This window comes from Microbacterium sp. PF5, from assembly GCF_004794315.1.
Classification (GTDB): domain Bacteria; phylum Actinomycetota; class Actinomycetes; order Actinomycetales; family Microbacteriaceae; genus Microbacterium; species Microbacterium sufflavum.
Window position 1 is genome coordinate 1 of the sequence record NZ_SSDQ01000108.1, and the last position, 20303, is coordinate 20303.

Sequence of the window (20303 nt, forward strand, 5' to 3'; positions counted from 1 at the left end):
CGCATCGGGGAGCTCGCGGGCGACCTGCTTCTCCAGGACCGTCACGGCCTCGTCCGACAGCAGGATCAGGCCGTCGAGCTCTTCGCGCACGCGCTTGTACGCCACGTTGCGCTCGGCCTGCGTCGCCGACTCGTCGACCGCGACCTTCAGCAGCTGCTGGGCGCGGTCGAGGCGCTTGCGCTCCGCCTCCGTGAAGGTGGAGTCGCGCAGCCGGCGGGCATCCTTCTCGGCGATCTCGAACGCCACCGCGTAGTCGCCCACGGCCTGCAGGTACTCCGCGATCTGGTGCTCCGACAGCGGCGCATCGGCCGAGGCGGGGCGCAGCGCGTCGGCGGTCTTCTTGGCGCGCAGGAACGCGGCGGTGAGCGGCTGCCGTCCGTCGCTCATCGCGGGGAAGGCGATCAGCTTCGCCACGTCGAGCTCGTAGTCGAGCCAGCGGGCCGTGATCTCGTCGTGCTCGGCGAACAGCCGCGTCAGCAGGTCGTCGGTCGACACGGGGGCCGTGGTGTCGACCACCGACGGGCCGCGGCGCTTCGCCTCGCGGCCCAGGGCGCGGGCCTCGATCTCGGCGGTCTTCAGCTGCGCCTTCATGCGCAGCGTCTCCAGGCGGCGTTCGTGACGGCGCTTCGAGCTGCGCTCCCACGCCTTCGCCACGCCTCCGGCCATGCCCATGAGCGGGAAGACGAGCCACCAGTAGTGCCCCGCGAAGGTCCAGAAGCCCTGGATGAACTCGTCCATGATGGGTTCAGCCTACTGCGCAGGGGCCGGGCGCCGGCGGCCGTCCGTCGGCTCGGATCGTCAGCGTCCGCGGTGGTGGACCCGCGCCGCGAGGCAGACCGCGGCTAGGGTGGGCGCAGAGCCGGCCGGGCGGGGGCGCGGCATCGTCGTCCGCCGCCGGTCGCTGTGGAGGAGGACAGCATGGAGACGAAGAACGTCGCGATCGTCGGCATCGAGAACACTCATGCCACCGAGATCGTCCGTCACCTCAACGGGGAGGAGGCAGCCGACCTCCCGGTGCGGGTCTCGGCCCTCGTCGCGGGCGAGGTGGAGCGCACCAGGGAGCTCGCCGAGCTCGGAGCCATCACTCGCATCGCCCCCGAGGTGTCTGAGCTCAACGGCGCGGTCGACGCGCTCATCGTGACCAGCCGTGACGGGGCGCTCCACCGCGCGCTCGCCGTGCCGTTCCTCGAGGCCGGCACTCCCGTCTGGGTCGACAAGCCGCTGGCCACGACGCTCGACGACGCCGACGCGATCCTCGCCGCGGCCGAGCGTGGCGGCACGACCGTCACCTCTTTCTCGACGCTCCGCTGGCTCGACGACACCGCGGCGATCGCCGACGCCGTGGCCGGGGTCGGCGCGCTCCAGTCGCTCACCGTCTCGGGCCCGGCCGACGCCGACAGCCCGCACGGCGGCCTCTTCTTCTACGGCATCCACCACGCCGACGTCGCCCAGCACCTGCTGCCCGGCGCGGCGGAGGGCGTGGAGGTCGAGCGGGCCGACGGCCGTGTCGTCGCGCGCTACCGCGTCGGCGGCGTGCCGGTGGTGCTGGACTTCGTGCGGCCCGAGGGCGACGCGGCCACGCCGTTCCACGTGACGGCGGTCGGTACGGGCAGCACGGTCGCGCGCGACATCGAGGTCGGCCCCGACTACGTGCGGCCCGGAGTCGACGCGTTCGTGCGGATGCTGCTCACCGGCGAGACCCCGGTCCCGGTCGCCCAGCTGCGCGAGCCCATCGCGGTGCTGGAGCAGATCACGCGCGCGCTCTGATGCTCCGGCGTCGCGGAGGTGGGAGGCGTTCCTCCGCGCGACTCCTTGGGCGCCAGATATCGAACGCCCGCACCGGTGACCACGCGGCCGATCTCAGCGCTTCGTGAGGTCTTGCGCGAGCATCACGATGATGCCGCTCGGGCCGCGCAGATACGTGAGCTTGTACACGTCCCGGTAGGTGGCGACGCCGCGCAGCGGGTGGCAGCCGTGCCGGGCGGCGATGGCCAGTGACGCGTCGATGTCGTCCACGGAGAAGGCGACGCGGTGCATGCCGATCTCGTTCGGCAGTGTGGGCTCGGTCTCGATCGCGGCGGGGTGGAGGTACTCGAACAGTTCGAGCTGCCCCTGGCCGTCGGGCGTCTGCAGCACGGCGATCCTCGCGTGGTTGCCGTCGAGCCCCACCGCGGTCGACGCCCACTCGCCGCTCACCTCGTCGCGCCCGACCACCTCCAGCCCGAGGTCGGTGAAGAAGGCGATCGTGGCTTCCAGGTCGCGCACGGCGATCCCGACGTTCTCCAGGTGGATGGGCATGCCGCGATGCTACGCCGTGCCGTGTCGTGGTGTCAGCGGCCGAGCTTCTCCGCGCACGCGACGCAGTACTCGGCGAACGGTCGCACCTCCAGCCGCCCGGCGGGGATGGGTTTCCCGCAGTTCGCGCAGACGCCGTAGGTGCCCGCATCGAGACGGGCCAGCGCGTCGTCCACCTGCTGCAGCTCCACCGCCGCAGCCTCGGCCAGCCCGGTGAGCCGTGACCACTCCGACGACAGCGTCACACCCTCGGGGTCGTGCTCGTCGTCGTCGTTCGAGCCCTCGCGGTCGTGCATGAGCTCGTCGAGCGTGGCCGCGGTCGCTCGCACCCGCCCTTCCGCCTCGGCGCGCAGTCGTTCCAGCAGCACGCGCGGATCCTCACTCATCCGCCCACTCTAGGCGCGCCTTCCGACACCGGCGCGCGCCTGCCGCGTGGCTCACTCGTGCGCGCGGCGCTCCGCCCGGGTGCGCGGGGGCTGCACCGCGGGGATGGAGTCGGTGTGCACGGCGGGGTGGTCGCGCTCCAGCGCCGCGCCCTCCATGTCGACGTTCGGGATGAGACGGTCGAGCCACCGCGGCAGCCACCACGCCGAACGGCCGAGCAGATGCATGAGCGCGGGCATCAGCAGCATCCGCACCACGAAGGCGTCGAGCAGCACGCCGAACGCGAGCCCGAACCCGATCGAGCGGATGATGGTCGACTCGGAGAAGATGAACCCGCCGAACACCGAAACCATGATGAGCGCCGCGGCGATCACGACCGAGCGGCCCGCGCGGAAGCCCTGGGCGACGGCATCTCGTGCGGAGGCGCCGTGCACGTACGCCTCGCGCATGCCCGAGGCGAGGAACAGCTGGTAGTCCATCGCGAGCCCGAACAGGATGCCGACGAGGATCACCGGCAGGAAGCTCAGGATCGGCCCGGTGCTGTGCAGGCCGATCAGGTCGGCGCCCCACCCCCACTGGAACACCGCGACGATCAGGCCGTACGTCGCGAACAGCGACAGCACGAAGCCGCCGGTCGCGATCAGCGGCACGAGCAGCGAGCGGAACACCACGATCATGATGAGCAGCGACAGCCCGACCACCACCACGAGGTACAGCGGCAGCACCGCCGCCAGGGCCTCGGAGATGTCGATGTTGATGGCGGCCTGACCGGCGACGCCGAGCGTGATGTCGCCGTCGATCGCGGGCAGCGCACGCAGGTCCTGCACGAGCTTCTCGGTCGAGGCGCTGTTCGGCCCCTCCTCCGGCAGCACCTGGAACGCGAGGAGCGTGTTGTCGTCGGAGGTGGCGATGGGTGCCACGGCGGCTACGTCGTCCTGCTCCGCGATCTTCTCCGCCACCGTCACCTGGGTGGCGAGCAGGTCGTCGTCGCTCACGGCGTCGTCCAGCGTCGCGGTCACCAGGAGGGGACCGTTCGCGCCCTCGCCGAACTGCTCCTCGACCGCCTGGAACGCGCGGTAGCTGGTGGAGTCGGACGGTTCGCTCGACCCGTCCGGCAGCCCCAGGCGCATCGACATCGACGGGATCGCGATGATGAGCAGCGCGACGATGCTGACGACCGCGGTGACCACGGCGCGCAGGGTCGACATGCGGCGCACGGGCTTGCCCGCCGCGTGCTCCTGCCCGATCGTCGCGCGGGCCTTGCGGCTCAGCAGTCGCGTGCCGACGAGGCCGAGGATCGCGGGGGCGAGCGTGATGGCCACGAGGACCGCGACCGCGACGCACACCGCGCCGACCGTGCCCATGAGCCCGAGGAACGGCACTCCGGTGACGTTGAGCGCGAGCAGCGCGACGATCACGGTCGTACCGGCGAACACGACCGCCGTGCCCGAGGTGCCGGTGGCGAGCCCGATCGACTCGCGCACGGGCGACCCGGCGAGCAGCTGCTTGCGGTGCCTGTTGACGATGAAGAGCGAGTAGTCGATGCCGACCGCGAGACCCAGCATCACACCGAGCACGGGAGTGACCGAGGCCATGTCGACCACGCCGGAGAAGGCGAGCGAGGCGGTGACGCCGACCCCGACTCCCACGACCGCCGTGACGATGGGCAGCGCGGCGCCGATCAGCGAGCCGAGCATCACGATGAGCACGACCGCGGCGAACGCGAGCCCGATGGCCTCGCCCACGCCGAAGATCTCGGGCACGCCCTGCGCGATGTCGGTGCCGAAGTCGACCGTGACCCCGTCGATCTTCTCGTCCTGGAAGTGCGCGATGGTGGCCTGCTTGACCTCTTCGGACAGCTCCAGGCGCGGGTCGGTGAACGACACGTTGACGATCGCGGTGGAGCCGTCTTCCGAGACGACGCCGATGCCGTCCGTCAGGTCGAGCAGGCGGGAGCCGAGTTCGACCTGCTCCGCGTTCGCGTCGAGCTCGGTGCGGTTCGCGTCGATCGTCGCCTGCTGCGCCTCCAGCTGTGCGAGCTGCGCGTTGAGGGCGGCGAGCTGCGCGTCGAGGGCGGCGGTCTGCTCCGCGGGCGCTCCGGCGGCTTCGGCCTGTGCCCGCGCCGCGGTGAGCTGATCGAGTCCGCCCTGGAGCTGGGTGCGACCCGCGTCGAGCTGCGCCTGTCCGGCGTCGAGCTGCGTGCGTCCGCTGTCGAGCTGCGCCTGCCCGTCGGTGAGCTGCTGCGCCTGGTCGGCCTGCTGCTGCTGGGCGTCGAACGGGTCGACCACCGAGGCGACGCCGTCGAGGCCTTCCGCGCTCGCGGCGAGGTCGGAGATCGCCTGCTTCTGCTCGTCGGTGAAGGGCTCGCCGTCGTCGGTGCGGTACACGACCGTGCCGGTGCCGCCCGCGGTGTCTGGCAGCTTCTTCGCGAGCTGGTCGGTGACCGCGCCCGACGCGGTGCCGGGGATGTCGAAGCTGTTGCTCAGCGTGCCGCCGAGGGTGAGGAAGGCGCCGACGCCGATGCCGAGGATCACGACCCACGAGACGATCACCGTCCACGCCCTGCGCGCAGCGAAAGAACCCAGACGGAACAGCAGTGAGGCCACGTGATCTCCTTCAGACGAAAAGATCATACGGCACGTCTCGTCTAGGGTTCTGTGGCTATCCTGAACGCATGGTGAACGTGCATCGCAGCGGCCCTGTGCGCAGCACCGCGGCCCGCGAGGCGATCCTCGCCGCCACGGCTCGGCTCTTCCACAACCAGGGCTACGACCGGCTCACGATCGAGGGCATCGCGAAAGAGGCCGGGGTCGGCAAGCAGACCATCTACCGCTGGTGGCCATCGCGGGGGGCTCTCATCGGCGAGTGCCTGGCCGAAGGGCTCCTGGTCCCGGTCGACTTCGTCGTGCCCGACACGGGAGACCTCTCCGCCGACGTCGAGACGTGGCTGCGCAGCGTCCTCGCGATCCTGGAGGAACCGCAGGGCGGGGTGCTGCTGCGCTCCCTCGTCGCCGCCGCCACCGAAGACGCCTCGGTCGGCGCGCACCTGGGCGAGAGCCTCGGCGTGGAGAAGTACCTCGTCGAGCGGCTGCGCGGCGGCATCCGGGATGGGCAGCTCGCCGACGACGCCCCGGTCGAGCAGCTCGGTCGCGCCATCCTCGGGGCGATCATCGTCGAGGCGCTCGGCCGCGAAGCCCACGACCCGGGCTCGGTCGTCGCCCTGACCCGCTTCCTCTTCCGCTGACGCCCGTCGCCTTGTCGCCGGCGTGGTTCCTGAGCGAGCGAAGCGAGACGAAGGGTCAGCCGAGGAGGATCGTGAGCACGGTCGCGCCGCCGCCACCGAGGATCAGCGCCACGATGACCGTCCACGCCACGATGCGGATGCGCCGGTTGCGCTTCTCGCCGAGGTCGCCGTAGTCCTCGCTGAGGTTGTCGCTCATGCGTCCACCGGCTCCGTCACGGTCGGGCCGAAGTACGACGGCAGCGTGGCCTGCGAGCGCTCGCGCAGCTCGGCGGCCGACACGGTGAACACGTCCTGCACCTCGAGCTGCGGCTCGCTGTCGGTCACGCCGATGCGCATCACCGGGTAGCCGCGGCCCTCGCACAGCCCGCGGAACTTCACGTCGTCCTCGCGGGGCACGGTCACGATCACGCGACCGGTCGACTCGGAGAACAGCGCGGTGGCGGCGTCCACCCCGTCGCGGTCCATGATCTCGGTGAGCCACACGCGGGCGCCGACGCCGAAGCGCATCACGCCCTCCGCGAGCGCCTGCGCCAGGCCGCCCTCGGACAGGTCGTGCGCGGACGAGATCAGCCACTCGTCGCGGGCCGCAGCGAGCAGGCCCGCGAGGCGCTTCTCACCCGCGAGGTCGACCTTCGGCGGGCGACCGCCGAGGTGCTGGTGCACGACCTCGGCCCACGCGGAGCCCGACAGCTCGGTCTGTGTGGTGCCGAGCAGGTAGATGTTCTGCCCCTCGTCCTGCCACCCCGACGGGATGCGGCGGGACACGTCGTCGATGATGCCGAGCACGCCGACGAGCGGGGTCGGGTGGATCGGCACGTCGCCGGTCTGGTTGTAGAACGAGACGTTGCCGCCGGTGACCGGGGTGCCCAGCTCGTAGCAGCCGTCGGCCAGGCCGTCGACCGTCTGCCCGAACTGCCACATGACCTCGGGGTTCTCGGGGGAGCCGAAGTTGAGGCAGTCGGTGATCGCGGTGGGCGTGGCGCCCGTCACGGCCACGTTGCGGTAGGCCTCCGCGAGCGCGAGCTGCGCCCCCGCGTACGGGTCGAGCTGGCAGTAGCGGCCGTTGGCGTCGGTCGCGATGGAGAACCCGAGGCCCGACTCCTCGTCGACCCGGATCATGCCCGCGTCGTCGGGGAAGCTCAGGGCGGTGTTGCCGAGCACGTAGTAGTCGTACTGGTTGGTGATCCAGCGGGTGTCGGCGAGGTTCGGGCTCGCGACGAGCGACAGGAACTGCTCGCGCAGCGTCTCCGGGTCGTTGGCGCGCGGCAGGTTCTCGGCGGCGTCGGCCTGCAGGGCGTCGATCCAGGTGGGGTACGCGACCGGGCGGTCGTACACGGGGCCGTCGACGGCGACCGTGGACGGGTCGACGTCGACGATGCGCTCGCCCTGCCAGTCGATGATGAGACGCCCGTCGCCGGTGACCTCGCCCAGCACGGAGGTCTCGACCTCCCACTTGTCGACGACCTTCATGAACGCGTCGAGCTTCTCGGGCGCGACGATCGCCATCATGCGCTCCTGCGACTCCGACATGAGGATCTCCTCGGCCGTGAGCGTGGGGTCGCGCAGCAGCACGTTGTCGAGCGAGACGTGCATGCCGCTGTTGCCGTTGGCCGCGAGCTCGCTGGTCGCGCAGGAGATGCCGGCGGCGCCGAGGTCCTGGATCGCCTCGACCAGCTCGCCGCGGTACAGCTCCAGGCAGCACTCGATGAGCACCTTCTCGGCGAACGGGTCGCCCACCTGCACCGCGGGGCGCTTGGTGGGGCCGGTGGAGTCGAACGAGTCGGAGGCGAGGATGCTCGCCCCGCCGATGCCGTCGCCACCCGTGCGGGCGCCGAACAGCACGACCTTGTTGCCCACGCCGGTCGCGTTGGCGAGCTTGAGGTCTTCGTGGCGCAGCACGCCGACCGCGAGCGCGTTCACGAGCGGGTTCGCCTGGTACACCGAGTCGAAGACGGTCTCGCCGCCGATGTTCGGCAGGCCGAGGCAGTTGCCGTAGAAGCTGATGCCGCTCGTGACGCCGTGCACCACGCGGGCGGTGTCGGGGTGGTCGATCGCGCCGAAGCGCAGCGCGTCCATGACCGCGACCGGGCGGGCGCCCATCGAGATGATGTCGCGCACGATGCCGCCGACGCCGGTGGCCGCACCCTGGAACGGCTCGATGAAGCTCGGGTGGTTGTGCGACTCCGCCTTGAAGGTGACGGCCCAGCCCTCGCCGACGTCGATGACGCCCGCGTTCTGCCCCATGCCGACCATGAGGCGTTCCTTCATCTCGTCGGAGACCTTCTGGCCGAAGCGGCGCAGGTAGTTCTTGCTCGACTTGTACGAGCAGTGCTCCGACCACATCACCGAGTACATCGCCAGCTCGCCCGAGGTGGGGCGGCGGCCGAGGATCTCCTTGATGCGCGCGTACTCGTCGTCCTTGAGCCCGAGCGCGCCGTACGGCTGCTCCTTCTCGGGCGTCGCGATCGCGTTCTCGACCGAGTCGGGGACGTGCTGGGGGGAAGGTGCAGAGGGGGTGGTCACGCGCACTCCAAGGGAAGGGGCCGGCGGGGCGTCTTCAGTCTACCGGCGCGGGTGAGGCGGCTCTCCCGCGAGGGTTGGGCGTCAGATGCGGGCGGTGAGGACGGCGCCATCAGGCTCAGGGGAGGTCGGCGGGCGTCAGGCCGTGGGCGCGTGCCGCCGCCGCGAGTTCCTTGTCATAGGTGAGGAAAGAGGTGACGACGTCGCTCAGTTCGAGTGCCGTTGCCAGATGCAGCGCATCGAGGGTGCGGAGGCCGGTGCGGAGGCGGATGGCGCGGGTCATCGTGTCATCGTCGAGGGAGACGAGAGCGACCCGATCGAGCAGGTCATCAGCGCTCTCGTGGTTGAGGGAACGTCGATCTGCCACGGCGTGAAGCTCGACCGCAAGCAGGCGGGAGGCGACGAACTCGGCTCCCGCGCCGAAAGCACCGACGATGGTGGAGGTCTCCGGCTCTTCGACGAGCGCCTTCGCTGCCGCCGACGCATCGAGGTAGATCACGCGCGGTCCGCGCGGAGGTCATCGAGCACGTCTGCGGTCGGCACCGTGTCGCGAACCGGGGCGTGGGGCAGGGGTCCGCTCTTGGTGGGGAGCGTCACACGTCCGCTGGCGATCATTCGCGTCCACGCCGTCTCGGCCGGCGGTGTCAGTTCTGCGATCGGACGCCCACGGTCCGTCACGGTCAGGTGCTCGCCCGCGGTGACGCGCGCCAGCACCCGCGCGGTCTGTTGATTGAGTTCCGTCTTCGTCACTGTCCCCATCCTTCGAGTCTATGGCGTCACTACTAGAAGTACTAGATTGCGATGTCGTCCTCCGGTCATTCAAGCGAATGGCGAGGACCGGGGGCGCGATGTCCCGTGCATCGCTCCGCGATCGGGGGAGAACTCGCGTGTACTCCTGGATCAGGAGGGCGGGTCCGCGGCCGTGGCGAACCGGGCCGCGAGCGTCTCCGCCGCCTCGCGCAGGGGTTCCGGTCCGACCACCGTGAAGGGCGCATCGAACCGGGCGACCGCGGCGAGCACGCCCACCCACGACCACGAACCCACTGTCACGCGGCAGCGCCCGTCCGGCCGCTCCTCGACCTCGCCGTCGCCCACCCACGGCACCACCTCCCGCGCCGGAAGCTCGATCACGACCTCGCCGATGCACGGCCAGCGGTCCTCCGTGGTCGAGCCCTTCGCCCGCGCCGCCAGGGAGGTCGTGGCATCCTCCGCGGGAAGCGGTCGCGGCGTGAACGACGGCCCGCTCGGCACCCGCGGTCGCATCCGGTCGAGCCGGTAGGTGCGCCAGTCCGCCGCCTCCAGGTCCCACGCCAGCAGGTACCACCGGCCCTCGCGCGCCACGACGGCATGGGGTTCCGTGCGCCGAGGGGGGCGGTCCGCCGCCGCGCCGTAGTCGAAGCGCAGCACCCGCCGGTCGCGCACCGCCGCGCTCGCCGCCTCCAGCACGCCCGGGTCCACCCGCACCTCGGCCGCCGCGCCGGTGAAGCGGATGCCGTCGATCCGGTGCCGGAGCCGCGAGGGCATCACCTGCCGCACGGTCGCGAGGGCGCGCTCTGCCGCCTCGGTCACATCGACGCCGCTCGCGCTCGCGCCCTGCAGTGCCACCGCGATCGCGACCGCCTGGTCGTCGTCGAACAGCAGCGGCGGCAGCTCGGACCCGGCTTCGAGGCGGTAGCCGCCGTACGGGCCCTTGCTCGATCCGATGCGGTAGCCGAGGTTGCGCAGCCGGTCGACGTCGCGGCGGACGGTGCGGGGTGTGACGCCGAGGCGGTCGGCGAGTTCCTGGCCCGGCCAGTCGCGCGTCGCCTGCAGCAGCGACAGCAGCGCGAGCATGCGGGAGGAGCTTCCGGTCATGACTTCATTGTGCGGGAGGGAGAGGACAGAAACCGACCGCTACCCCTGTGATCGTGGACTCACGGCGGCGCTGAACGGCAGCCCGCAGAACCAGGAGAAGCCCATGTCCCTCACCACCACCACGCACCTGAACTTCCGCGGCACGGCCCGGCAGGCGCTCGACTTCTACCGTTCGGTGTTCGGCGGCACCGTGCACGCCACGACCTACGCCGAGGTGGGCATGCCCGCGGACGCGCCCGGAGCGGACCGGATCGTGTTCGGCCAGCTCGACGGCGACCACGGGATCCGGCTCATGGCGTACGACATCCCCGGGCTGGACGACCCGGCGACCACGGCGGGCTCGACGCGGCGGGAGAACGGCGCGACCCTCACCGACCGCGCGTTCTTCCAGTCGCTGCGGGCGGACACCCTCCCCGAGCTCGAGGGCTACTGGGAGGCGCTGGCGGAGGGGGCGAGCGTGATCGAACCGCTGGCCGCGTCGTCGTGGTCGCCCGGCTTCGGCATGCTGACCGACCGGTTCGGCGTCACCTGGGTGCTCGACGTCGCCCGCTGAGGCACGGGCGCTGATCCCGCCGGGGGTCCTGCCGTGGGTCTCGCCGGGGGTGCGGGTTCGAAAAGGCGCCCGCGCGGGCTCCCGGCGGAGCGTTTCCGATCCCACGGAAGGCGTCGCGGGGGGCTTCGCTGAAGGTGCGAGTGCGAAAAGGCGCCCGCGGGGGCTTCCGGCGGAGCGTTTTCGATCCCGCGAGCGCCCCGGGGGCACCGTCGCGCGTCAGACCGGGGGCCACTGCGGGTGGCGGGCCACGGCGACGCGGGCGGAGAGGTCCGCGAGCACCGGGGAGCCCGTGCCCGCGGCGGCATCCGCGTCGGACAGGCCGAGGGCGTCGGCGAGGCCGAGCGCGAGCAGGGCGTGCCCGGCGGCGCTCGGGTGGAACGCGTCGTCGAGCAGTCCCCACGGCATGTCCTCGTTGCCCGGACCGGTGCCCGCGGAGAACGCGGTGAAGGCGGCGTGCTGGTCGACCAGGATCACGCCCTCGGCCCCTGCGACGTCGCGGATCGCCTGCGCGAAGTCGCCGATGCGGGCGCGGTCGGGCGCATGGAGCAGGTCGACCGCGGGCGGGGTCTGCAGCACCGGCACGGCGCCGAGGTCGCGCACGCGTCGTACGAACTCCGCGATCGAGTCCGCGAACGCCGCGACCTCGATCACGGGGTCGAGCCACTGCGTGGTGCAGTCGTTCGTGCCGATCATGAGCGTCACCACGTCGGGCCGCCAGTGGGCCACGCGGCGCTCGAAGTCGTCGAGGATCAGGTCGGCGCGCCAGCCGGTGATGGCCGTGTTGATCACGGTGTCCTGCACGCGCCCGCGGTCGCCCCGGATCAGCTCGTGCAGGTGCTCGACGTAGTTCCTGGCGCCGCGGGTGTGGATGAGGCCGTGCGTGATCGAGTCGCCCGTGCACACCCAGGTGACCGGCGCCCCGGAGGCCAGGAGCCCCCGGAGCGCCGTGCGGTCGTCGGTCATCCGGTGACCTTGAGCTGCACGTCGATGAACCGCGGGCGGTAGATCGAGGCGTCGTCGTACACGTCGCCCACGTTGTCGAACGTGTTCACGTTGTACGACACCAGGATGCGGTTGCCCTGGCGCAGGTTCGGGTGCTCGTGCGCGTTGTAGGTGAACACGTCGGGGTCGCCGTAGCTGCCCAGCGCTCCGGTCTCGGGCGTGCGGTACAGCTCGACCGGGTCGGTGAACGGGCCGATCGGCGAGCACGAGGTGCGCGCGACGATGCGGGTGCTGAACAGCTCCGAGGTGTCCTGCGTCACGAGCAGGTAGCCGTCGCGGTAGGGCGCGACGCTGAACTCGTTCGCGACGTACGGCACCACGGGCACCGCGTCGGTCTCGGCGGCCGACCATCCGGTGCCGTTCCAGTACGTCCAGGTGCCCGTGAGGCCGTCGCGGTCCTGCACGCGGGCGACGTAGGCGGAGCGCACTCCACCCGGGTCGGCGATGCCGTAGACGTACGTCGTGCCGCGCTCCTCCAGCGTCCACGAGCCCCAGTTGATGCCTGTCGCGGAGGGGAGGTCGACGATCGACTCGAGCTGCAGCGTCTGCCCGTCGAGCGTGGCCAGCCGGTTCGCGGTCCACGCGAAGTCCCACTGGCCGGTGCCGGTGCGCGCGAACTGCAGCAGCGGCACCTGCACGGTCCCGTCGCGCCCGGGGGTCGGGTCGCCGATCCAGTACCACTTGCCGTCGGGCTCGGGCGGGATGATGCCTGCCGGGTCGTCGGGGGTGCCGCCGGTGATCGTGGTCAGGTTCCCCCGGCGGTCCTGCACCACCACGGAGTTGTTCACGAAGGGGGAGTCGGTGGGCCGCGAGCCGTCGGGGTTCACGGTGCCGAGGAACGTGTCGGAGAAGAACCATCCGGTCTTCCCCTTGCCGAGCGGCAGCGAGTAGGTGCTGTCGCCACCGGTCCATTCGCCTCCCGTGTTGCCGTAGGTGGTGAACGTGTCGGTGAGGCCCTGGTTCACGCTCGCGGTAGCGGTGAGCGTCTTGTCCACCAGGGAGCACTGGCCGGGGCCGCTGCCGTGTCCTCCGCCGGCGGGCACGGCGGCCGTCGCGGGTGCGGCGAACAGCGCTCCGGCGCCGAGGGCTGCGGCGGCGAGACCTGCCGCGATCGTGCGTCTTCTCATATCGATCACTCCTTCGTGTTCGGGTGGTGCGGGGGTGGTGCGTCTGGGGGCCGTCGTCTCGTCGGTTGCGCGGGCTCTCGAGAGAGCGGAGCGCGAGGAAGGGCGTCATCGGCCAGGGGTGCGGGTGATCCCTCCGGCCGCGTCGATGTCGTACGCGCGCTCGCCGACGCGCAGGCCGCGCAGCACGGCGTGCGGGTCGAGGGCGGCCACGCAGCCGGCGGCACGCACCGTGCCGTCCGCGGCGACCGACACCCCGAACAGCGCCTCGACCACGAGCTCGATCCAGGCGCCAGACGACGAGCACGCCCAGTCGATGATGTACGGCAGCTGGGGTGGGGCCTTGCGGGCGCCGCCGTTGATGCCGGGCACCGCCTCGTCCACGAAGTGCGCCTGGCCCATCGGGCCCTGGTTCGCGGTGCGGGAGAGCCCCTCGACCCAGGCCGTCAGCACCTCGGGTGCTCCGAGGGCTGCGAGCGCGCGCCCGGCGTCGGCGGGCCAGGCGGGGTAGGCGCCGTTCCACTGGTGGTCGGGGCGCGGGCTGTAGCTGGCGTCGGGGTCCCAGGGCGAGAGCGCCCGCATCCAGTTGTCGGTCTGCAGCTCCCGCTGGAAGAACGCGACCATGTCGTCGCGCACGCCCGGGGCGAGGTCGTCGGCGATGGTGGTGCCGACGATGCTGAAGTCGTAGCAGTGGCGAACCGGCAGCAGCGTGCCGTCGGGTTGCCCGGCGGCGAAGATACCGGTCCCGGGGAGGTACCGCTCGATCACCGCGGGCAGCAGCGCCTCGGCGTCGGCGCGCAGCTCGGCCGCGGCGGTCTCGTCTCCCTGCAGTGCGGCGAGGTCGGCGGCCGTGCGCATGCTCCACACGTTCGCGGCGTTGAGGCTCGCGACCTCGTGCGTGTAGGAGCTGACGCACTCCAGCAGGTTGTCGATCTCGCCGTAGTCGGCCAGCGCGGTGTCGCGACGTAACTCCTTCCAGTTCGTCGCCCACTCCCGCACCGACCGGGCGACCGTCTGATCCCCCACGATCTCGTCGAGGAAGGCCACGTCGCCGGTGAACCGCACGTAGTCGTGCACGAGCCGGGTCATGGCGTAGTCGTTCACCGAGTACCAGCGGCCGACGGGGCCGCCCGTGAGCGAGGAGGTGCCGAAGTGCGAGTGGATGTCGAGGGAGATCCAGTGCCGCACCTGCGCCCGCATCTCGTCGGGGTCGAGCAGGGCGTGGCTGACGGAGCTGAGGCTGTAGTCCCAGATGAACGTGGTGGTGCCCCAGTAGTTCGGCATCAGCGTGTCGTACGACCGCCCGAGCACGTTGCCGGCGAAGTCGCGGCGGAACCAGATCACCCCGAGCACCGCCCACCAGTACAGGCGCCGCAGCGGCTCGGACGCGGTGTCGAGCAGCGGCAGGGCGCCCGAGTACTCGGTGTCGGCGGGGTCGAACGCGGCCCGCAGCTGCCCGTTCCAGAACTCCTGCGCGGCGGACAGGGCCGCGGGCACGTCGGCCGACACGAGCGCGTACGTGCGGGCGGCGTCGTCGCGCGAGAGGCCGAGCGCCTGCACGTAGGCCGTGCGGGAGACGGCGCCCGCCGGCACGGTGAGCACGGCCGACAGCTCGCCGCCGCGACCGTTGCCGCCGATGCCCGTGTCGAACGCGTCGGGCAGCTCGGCCACGCCGCTCAGCGCCGCGGATCCTCCGGTGAGGCCCTGCACGCTCCACGCCGCGGCATCGGCGGAGGCGAAGACGAGGCACTCACCGTCGACCGTGGCGGTGTCGCGCTCGGAGGGCGACTCGGCGTCGAGCCAGGCGTCGGCGGAGCGGGTCACGCGTGCCGCGGCCGAGAGCCCGAGGCGCACCTCGCGGTCGGTCGCTCCGGTGTTGCGCACCGCGATGTCGATCGCCACCGCCGTCCGCCCCGGCACGCACACGGTCGTCGTCTCGATCTCGAGCTCGCCCACGGTCGCCCGCCGCACCACCCGGTCGGGCCGCCACTCGTGCGTGACGGCGACGCCGTATGACGCGAACAGCCGGCCGTCGACGAACAGCACCGCGGTCTGCGTGAGCCCCTGCGACACGGGCGGGAACTGCACGGTGCTGAGCGCGGTGAGGTCGTGATCGACGCGCACCGTGCCGAGCATGTTCGTCAGGCCCGTGGGCGCGATCATGTCGTCGTAGTGATGCGTGACCGCATCGGCGACCAGATCCTCGACGGTGGGGATGAGGGGATTCATGATGCCTTTCGAGGCGGAGGGGGATCAGTACTGGCCGAGCGCGAGGCCCTTGGCGAAGAACCGCTGGGTGCAGAGGAACAGGATGACGGTGGGCAGCGACACCAGCACGGCGGCGGCGAGCACGACCGACATCTGCGCGCCGCCGTAGGTGCTCTGCATGCCCGACAGCGTGGTGATGATGGGGCGGATGTCGTCGGACTGGCTGAGCGTGAGGCCGAGCAGCAGGTCGTTCCACACGAACGTGGCCTGCAGGATGAAGATCGCGACCAGCGCGCTCGACGCCATCGGCAGGTACATCCGGGTGAAGATGCGCCAGGTGGTGGCGCCGTCGAGCACCGCGGCCTCGAACACGTTGTGCGCGACGCCGGTGAAGAAGTTGCGCATCACGAACGCCGAGAACGGCACCGAGATCACGGTGTAGATCATGATCATGCCGAGCCGGGTGTCGAAGAGCCCGGTGCGGGAGTAGGCGTCGAACAGGGGCAGCAGCACCATCTGCAGCGGGAACACCGTGCCGCCGAAGATCACGACGAACCACAGGAAGCCGCGCTTGAGGCGCAGGGCCACGATCGCGAAGCCGGCCGCCGCACCTACGAGCACGGCGATGGTGGGCGACACGATCGAGTAGATGAGGGTGCTGACGATGCTGTCGCCGATGCCGGAGAGCTCGAGCGCCTGGCCGAAGTTCTCGAACAGGTGGAAGTCGGTGGGGATCCACGACTCCTTCGACGTGAAGGTGGTCGGGTCCTTCATGGCATTCACGACCAGCAGGTACGCGGGCAGCAGCCACACGATCCCGAGGACGACGAGCACGGCGGTGCGGATGATCTTCGACATCACATCTCCTTCTTCGGGGAGAGCTGCTGGCGCAGGTACAGCACCGAGGCGACGAGGGTGATCACGGTCAGGAACACCGCGATCGCGGAGCCGAGGCCGTAGTCGCTGTTCACGAACGTCTCCTTGTACATCGTCAGCGCGAGGGTCTCGGAGACGGTGCCTGGTCCGCCCTTGGTCATGCCCCACACGATGTCGAAGGTCTTGAGGCTCGCGACGATCGAGAGCCCGACGACCACGGCGGTGAGCGGGCGCAGCATGGGCCACAGGATGCTCGTGAAGAGGCGGACGCCGCCGGCGCCGTCGATGCGCGCGGCCTCCAGGGGCTCCTTCGGGATGGCCTGGAGCCCGATCGTGAACAGCAGCGCGTTCACGCCGACGCCCTGCCACGACGAGGCGATGATCATCACGACGGTGTTGAGCGGGGCGTCGAGCAGCCACCGGGGCGGGTCGGTGATCCCGAACGCCGCGAGGGCCTGGTCGAGCGCGCCGCCCGAGGAGAGGATGAACGACCACACCACGCCGACGCCGATGCCGGAGAGGGCGTAGGGGATGAGGAACGGGAGGCGCAGCCAGATGCCCCCGCCGAGGTTCCAGGTGAGCAGCGCGATCGCCAGGCCGATGCCGACCGGGATGATCAGGGTGCCGATCACCCAGAGCACGGTGTTCATCGCGGAGCCCACGAAGTCGGCGTCGGTGAACATCTCGACGTAGTTGTCGAGCCCGATCCAGTCGGGGCTGCCGAGGCCGTTGTACGACGTGAAGCTGAGGAACACCGTCCACAGCAGCGGGAGGTAGAGCAGGACCGCCACCAGGATCACGCCCGGGGCGACGAAGCCCCGGGCGGACCACTGGTACGGCGTCTTCTGATGCGCCATCCGCTCGCTTACTCCTGCTCTGCCCAGTACTTGTCGGCCGTCGCCTGGATCTTCTCCAGGAACGGCATCGGGTCGCCCGGGTTGGCGTTGAAGGCGCCGAACTGCTCGATCGCGGTGGTCACGATCTCGGTGGGCATGGCCTCGAAGAACCGGTCGTAGAGGGAGTAGTCGTCGCCCGCGATCTGCTCGCCGAGCTCGGCCAGGGCGGGGTCGGCGACCTCGGCCTTCGGGTTGAACGCCACGTCGCCGTGGGCGTCGTTCCACGCGGTCTGCGCCTCGGGCGACATCCACCACTCGGCGTAGGCGAGTCCGAGGTCGCGCTGCTTCGAGTTCTCGGCCGTGCAGATCGGGCCGGACTCGACGGCCACCGGGGTGGTGTCGAGGTCGCCGTTCACCGCGGGGATCGCGAACATTCCGTAGTCGTCGGTGGTCATGCCGGCGCCTTCGAGGTTGCCGGCGAAGAACGTGCCGAAGTTGATCATGGCGTAGTCGCCCTGCTTGAGCCCGACCGCGGGGTCGGTGGTGCTGCCCGCGTCGCTGAACCAGCCGTTCTCCTGCTCCTCGAGCCACACGTTCATGACGTCGACGATCTCGGGGTCGGTGTACTTCACGTCGCCCGTGGTGAGCCCGGCGTACAGGTCGGGGTCGGTGGAGGCGACGAGGTGCTGGAACCACTGGAAGGTGAACAGCACGCTGGTCTGGTAGTACGGGGTGACCCCGGCGTCCTTCAGGGTCTCGGCGGCGGTGTTCAGCTCGTCCCACGTGGTGGGCACCTCGATGCCGTTGTCGGCGAAGGCGGCCTTGTTGTAGAACATGATCCAGTAGGCGATGTTCATGGGCACGCAGTACTGCTTGCCGTCGAACGTGTAGCTGTCGCGCAGGTCTTCGCTCACCCAGCCCTCGTCGACGGCCTTGCTCCAGATGTCGGTGGTCTCGGCCACCAGGCCCTCGTCGACCAGCTGCTTGAGCGAGTCGCCGGTGTGCCACGTGAACAGGCCGGGCGACTTGTCGGTGCGGAACGACTGCTTGATGAAGGCGTCGTACTGGTTGGCGTCGGAGTAGCCGGTGGTCTTGAGGGTGATGTCGACGGCGTCGCCGCTGACCTCGTTGAGCGACTCGAAGTCGGGCTTCCACGCCGCCTTGTCGGTGTAGAAGTTGAGCGTGCCGGTGACCTCTCCGCCCTCGGCGCCTCCGCCTCCGGAGTCGCCGGAGCAGCCGGCGAGAGCCAGGGTGCCGAGGAGGAGACCGGCCGCGGCGGCGGCGATCGTGCGTCGCGAAATCATTCAGAACTCCCTTGTTCGTGTTGGTATCGTTACCAGAAATCTGGTCTCACGATACCGAGGTGATGACGGCGGTGCAAGGGATTCCCGGGTGGGATCCTCGCGGTGATGCCTCGTGCTGTGTGTCGGGTGTCGATGTTCAGTTGTCACCCGTGCGCGTGCCGCGCACGGAGGCCTTGACGGTCGCGAAGCGCGGGCTCCGCGAGTTCTCGGTGCGCTCGATCCGGTACGCGCCCACCGCGGCCGGCACGATGAAGGTCTCGGCGTAGTGGATCACGAAGGGCTCGAACGCCGCGGTGGGGCTGACCACGCGCACCTCGTCGCCCTCCACCAGGTTGAGCACGTTGACCGTGCCGTCGGTGTCGTGATCGGCGCCCTGCGCGAACCAGTGCCGGCGCACCTCGATGAACTCCAGCTCGTGCAGTCCCGTGCGCTCCTCGGTGACCTCGTCATCGGTGTGCAGGGTCTCGACGCGGTCGACCAGGTTCTCCATCACCCAGGTGGTGTCGCGGTCCCACTGGATGTTGCGGGCGCCGTGGTCGAGGTGCACGGGGCGGGGGGTGCCGTCGAGGCCCACGCGGCCCCAGTCCCACAGCTTGAACGTGAAGATGAACGGCGTCGCCGAGATCTCCAGCACCATCGAGTTTGACCCCGATGCGTGCACGGTGCCCGCGGGGATCAGGAAGTGGTCGTGCTTGCGGGCGGGGAACGAGTTGACGTACTTCTCGGCGGGGAACGGGTGCTCGCCGTCCTGCGCGGTCGCCAGGTCCTGCAGCATCTCGGCGGGGTCGATGCCCTCCTTGGTGCCCAGGTACACGACCGCGTCGTCGCCGACGTCGAGCATGTAGTAGCTCTCGTCCTGCGTGTAGTGCATGCCGAACGTGTTCTGGATGTAGTCCGTCAGCGGATGCACCTGCAGGCTGAGGTTGCCGCCGTCCATCGTGTCGAGGAAGTCGAAGCGGATGGGGAACTCGGCCCCGAAGCGCGCGAACGTCTTGGCGCCGAGCAGATCGACCGGGCGGCTGAACACCAGGTCGAGCGCGGGCAGCTCGATCACGCCGCCGTCGCCCTCCAGCAGCAGCGAGTTCTCCTCGGGCACGCAGTCGAAGCACCACGCGTAGTTGTCCTTCGAGGGGTCGAGCCCGATGAGGTTCTTCATCCACTGCCCGCCCCACACGCCGGGGTCGAAGAACGGCACGACGCGGAACGGGCGGTGCGCCGCATCCTTCAGGGCCTGCCGGAAGGCGGTGCCCGTGATCATGCCCGCGTCGGGGGAGTCGGGGTGCGGTTCGGCCGGGGCGATCGCGTTGCCGTCGAGCACGAAGTCGAGCGTGTCGAACAGCGTGCGCTTGTGGCGGTCGGCCACCCGCCACTCCACGAAGAACCCGCGCTTGTACTTGCGCAGGTTGTCCTCGCCGGGGTTGTCGGCGCGCCAGTTCGTGGCCCCCTGGCGCTGCCGCAGCTGGATCTCCCAGCGGGCCATGTCGACCAGCACGGTCGCGGAGGCTCCGGCCAGACGGTCCTCGAGCAGCGCCGCGCCCCAGCCGACCACGACCGTCGGGGTTCCGGTGACCGCGGCCGCGAGCGCGTCGAGGCGCTCGGCGTCGTAGAAGTCGTCCAGGGTGAAGTGGCTCATGACGCCGAAGACCCGGTCGTCGGTGAGGTTCGGGGCGATCAGCCGCTCGACCTCGGCGACCGGACGCGCCGCGGTCTCCACGTCGGTGAGGGTCCAGGCGGGAAGGGCGGCCTCCAGCTGGGCGGCGAGCGCGGGCACGTCGACGCCGGGGTAGGTGTCGACCAGCAGCACGGGCGCCGTGCCGGTCACGCGGGCGCGGGCCTCGGCGAGCTCGGCGGCGGCGGCCCACGCCTCGGCACCGCGCAGGATGCGCTCGCCCGGCGGCAGCGCCACGGTCGGCTGGGTGTCGTAGCGACCCCGGGTGGTGTGCCCTTCGTGCATGTCGCTGATCGGCGCGGTCACTGGTCCTCCTGCGGTGGTGCGGTGCGGGGTGCGGTCGTCGGCTCCGGGGTCCCCGATGGGGCCGGGCGCGACGAGGGGTTCGAGGGTGCGGGTGGGGCGGCGGTCCGGCTGGCCGCCGCGGCGGCGCG

At 70.8% G+C, this 20303-nt stretch carries 19 protein-coding genes; 3 read left to right on the top strand and 16 right to left on the bottom strand.

Annotation, left to right across the window (positions count from 1 at the left end; translation table 11 throughout):
• On the bottom strand, nt 1-738 hold a 738-nt coding region (locus tag DW297_RS08695; protein ID WP_205828260.1), incomplete at its 3' end, for a hypothetical protein.
• 180 nt (nt 739-918) lie between these two features.
• Here DW297_RS08695 and DW297_RS08700 point away from each other — a divergent pair.
• On the top strand, nt 919-1767 hold the full coding sequence (locus DW297_RS08700; RefSeq protein ID WP_136031407.1) for a Gfo/Idh/MocA family oxidoreductase: 849 nt from the start codon (nt 919-921) through the stop codon (nt 1765-1767).
• A gap of 93 nt (nt 1768-1860) precedes the next feature.
• On the opposite strand, the gene DW297_RS08705 is transcribed toward DW297_RS08700, so the two are convergent.
• The 3 genes from DW297_RS08705 to DW297_RS08715 are packed head-to-tail and all read right to left on the bottom strand — an operon-like array spanning nt 1861 to nt 5285.
• Nucleotides 1861-2298: a VOC family protein gene (locus tag DW297_RS08705; RefSeq protein ID WP_136031408.1), complete on the bottom strand. Its 438-nt coding sequence runs from the start codon at nt 2296-2298 to the stop codon at nt 1861-1863.
• 32 nt (nt 2299-2330) lie between these two features.
• The gene (locus DW297_RS08710) at nt 2331-2681 is read right to left on the bottom strand and encodes a TraR/DksA family transcriptional regulator (RefSeq protein WP_136031410.1); all 351 of its coding nucleotides are present in this window, start codon (nt 2679-2681) and stop codon (nt 2331-2333) included.
• A gap of 51 nt (nt 2682-2732) precedes the next feature.
• Nucleotides 2733-5285 (bottom strand): MMPL family transporter, encoded by a 2553-nt coding sequence (locus DW297_RS08715; RefSeq protein ID WP_136031412.1) that lies wholly within the window; start codon nt 5283-5285, stop codon nt 2733-2735.
• A gap of 68 nt (nt 5286-5353) precedes the next feature.
• Between DW297_RS08715 and DW297_RS08720 the strand changes: the two genes are divergently transcribed.
• Entirely contained in the window at nt 5354-5923 is a 570-nt protein-coding gene (locus DW297_RS08720; protein ID WP_136031414.1) for a TetR/AcrR family transcriptional regulator, read from the top strand.
• 55 nt (nt 5924-5978) lie between these two features.
• Here DW297_RS08720 and DW297_RS18900 read toward each other — a convergent pair whose 3' ends face one another.
• The 5 genes from DW297_RS18900 to DW297_RS08740 all read right to left on the bottom strand — a co-directional run bounded on the left by DW297_RS18900 (nt 5979) and on the right by DW297_RS08740 (nt 10297).
• Nucleotides 5979-6119: a hypothetical protein gene (locus DW297_RS18900; RefSeq protein WP_168387183.1), complete on the bottom strand. Its 141-nt coding sequence runs from the start codon at nt 6117-6119 to the stop codon at nt 5979-5981.
• Nucleotides 6116-8446: a phosphoribosylformylglycinamidine synthase subunit PurL gene (purL, locus tag DW297_RS08725; RefSeq protein ID WP_136031417.1), complete on the bottom strand. Its 2331-nt coding sequence runs from the start codon at nt 8444-8446 to the stop codon at nt 6116-6118. Before purL ends, DW297_RS18900 begins: the two co-directional genes overlap by 4 nt.
• 115 nt (nt 8447-8561) lie before the next feature.
• A complete protein-coding gene (locus DW297_RS08730) occupies nt 8562-8942 on the bottom strand; it encodes a type II toxin-antitoxin system VapC family toxin (protein WP_136031419.1) in 381 nt (126 codons plus the stop codon).
• Nucleotides 8939-9193 (bottom strand): type II toxin-antitoxin system Phd/YefM family antitoxin, encoded by a 255-nt coding sequence (locus tag DW297_RS08735; RefSeq protein WP_446724362.1) that lies wholly within the window; start codon nt 9191-9193, stop codon nt 8939-8941. The genes DW297_RS08730 and DW297_RS08735 overlap by 4 nt, the downstream gene beginning before the upstream one ends.
• Nucleotides 9194-9343: 150 nt before the next feature.
• Nucleotides 9344-10297: a helix-turn-helix transcriptional regulator gene (locus DW297_RS08740; RefSeq protein WP_136031423.1), complete on the bottom strand. Its 954-nt coding sequence runs from the start codon at nt 10295-10297 to the stop codon at nt 9344-9346.
• A gap of 103 nt (nt 10298-10400) precedes the next feature.
• Between DW297_RS08740 and DW297_RS08745 the strand changes: the two genes are divergently transcribed.
• Nucleotides 10401-10850, top strand: a complete 450-nt coding sequence (locus DW297_RS08745) for a VOC family protein (RefSeq protein WP_136031425.1) — start codon at nt 10401-10403, stop codon at nt 10848-10850.
• Between the two features lie 216 nt (nt 10851-11066).
• Here DW297_RS08745 and DW297_RS08750 read toward each other — a convergent pair whose 3' ends face one another.
• The 7 genes from DW297_RS08750 to DW297_RS08780 form a co-directional block, all read right to left on the bottom strand.
• Nucleotides 11067-11813: an SGNH/GDSL hydrolase family protein gene (locus tag DW297_RS08750; protein ID WP_136031427.1), complete on the bottom strand. Its 747-nt coding sequence runs from the start codon at nt 11811-11813 to the stop codon at nt 11067-11069.
• A complete protein-coding gene (locus tag DW297_RS08755) occupies nt 11810-12979 on the bottom strand; it encodes a DUF4185 domain-containing protein (protein WP_168442824.1) in 1170 nt (389 codons plus the stop codon). Before DW297_RS08755 ends, DW297_RS08750 begins: the two co-directional genes overlap by 4 nt.
• A gap of 105 nt (nt 12980-13084) precedes the next feature.
• Nucleotides 13085-15205: a hypothetical protein gene (locus DW297_RS08760; protein WP_136031431.1), complete on the bottom strand. Its 2121-nt coding sequence runs from the start codon at nt 15203-15205 to the stop codon at nt 13085-13087.
• Nucleotides 15206-15229: 24 nt separating this feature from the next.
• Complete coding sequence (locus DW297_RS08765; protein WP_136031434.1) at nt 15230-16042, bottom strand: carbohydrate ABC transporter permease; 813 nt, start codon at nt 16040-16042, stop codon at nt 15230-15232.
• Nucleotides 16042-16917: a carbohydrate ABC transporter permease gene (locus DW297_RS08770; RefSeq protein WP_136031436.1), complete on the bottom strand. Its 876-nt coding sequence runs from the start codon at nt 16915-16917 to the stop codon at nt 16042-16044. The genes DW297_RS08765 and DW297_RS08770 overlap by 1 nt, the downstream gene beginning before the upstream one ends.
• Before the next feature lie 8 nt (nt 16918-16925).
• Nucleotides 16926-18200 (bottom strand): ABC transporter substrate-binding protein, encoded by a 1275-nt coding sequence (locus DW297_RS08775; RefSeq protein ID WP_136031438.1) that lies wholly within the window; start codon nt 18198-18200, stop codon nt 16926-16928.
• A gap of 136 nt (nt 18201-18336) precedes the next feature.
• Nucleotides 18337-20303, bottom strand: a 1967-nt coding sequence (locus tag DW297_RS08780) for a class I mannose-6-phosphate isomerase (RefSeq protein WP_342589025.1), incomplete at its 5' end; no start/stop codon positions are given.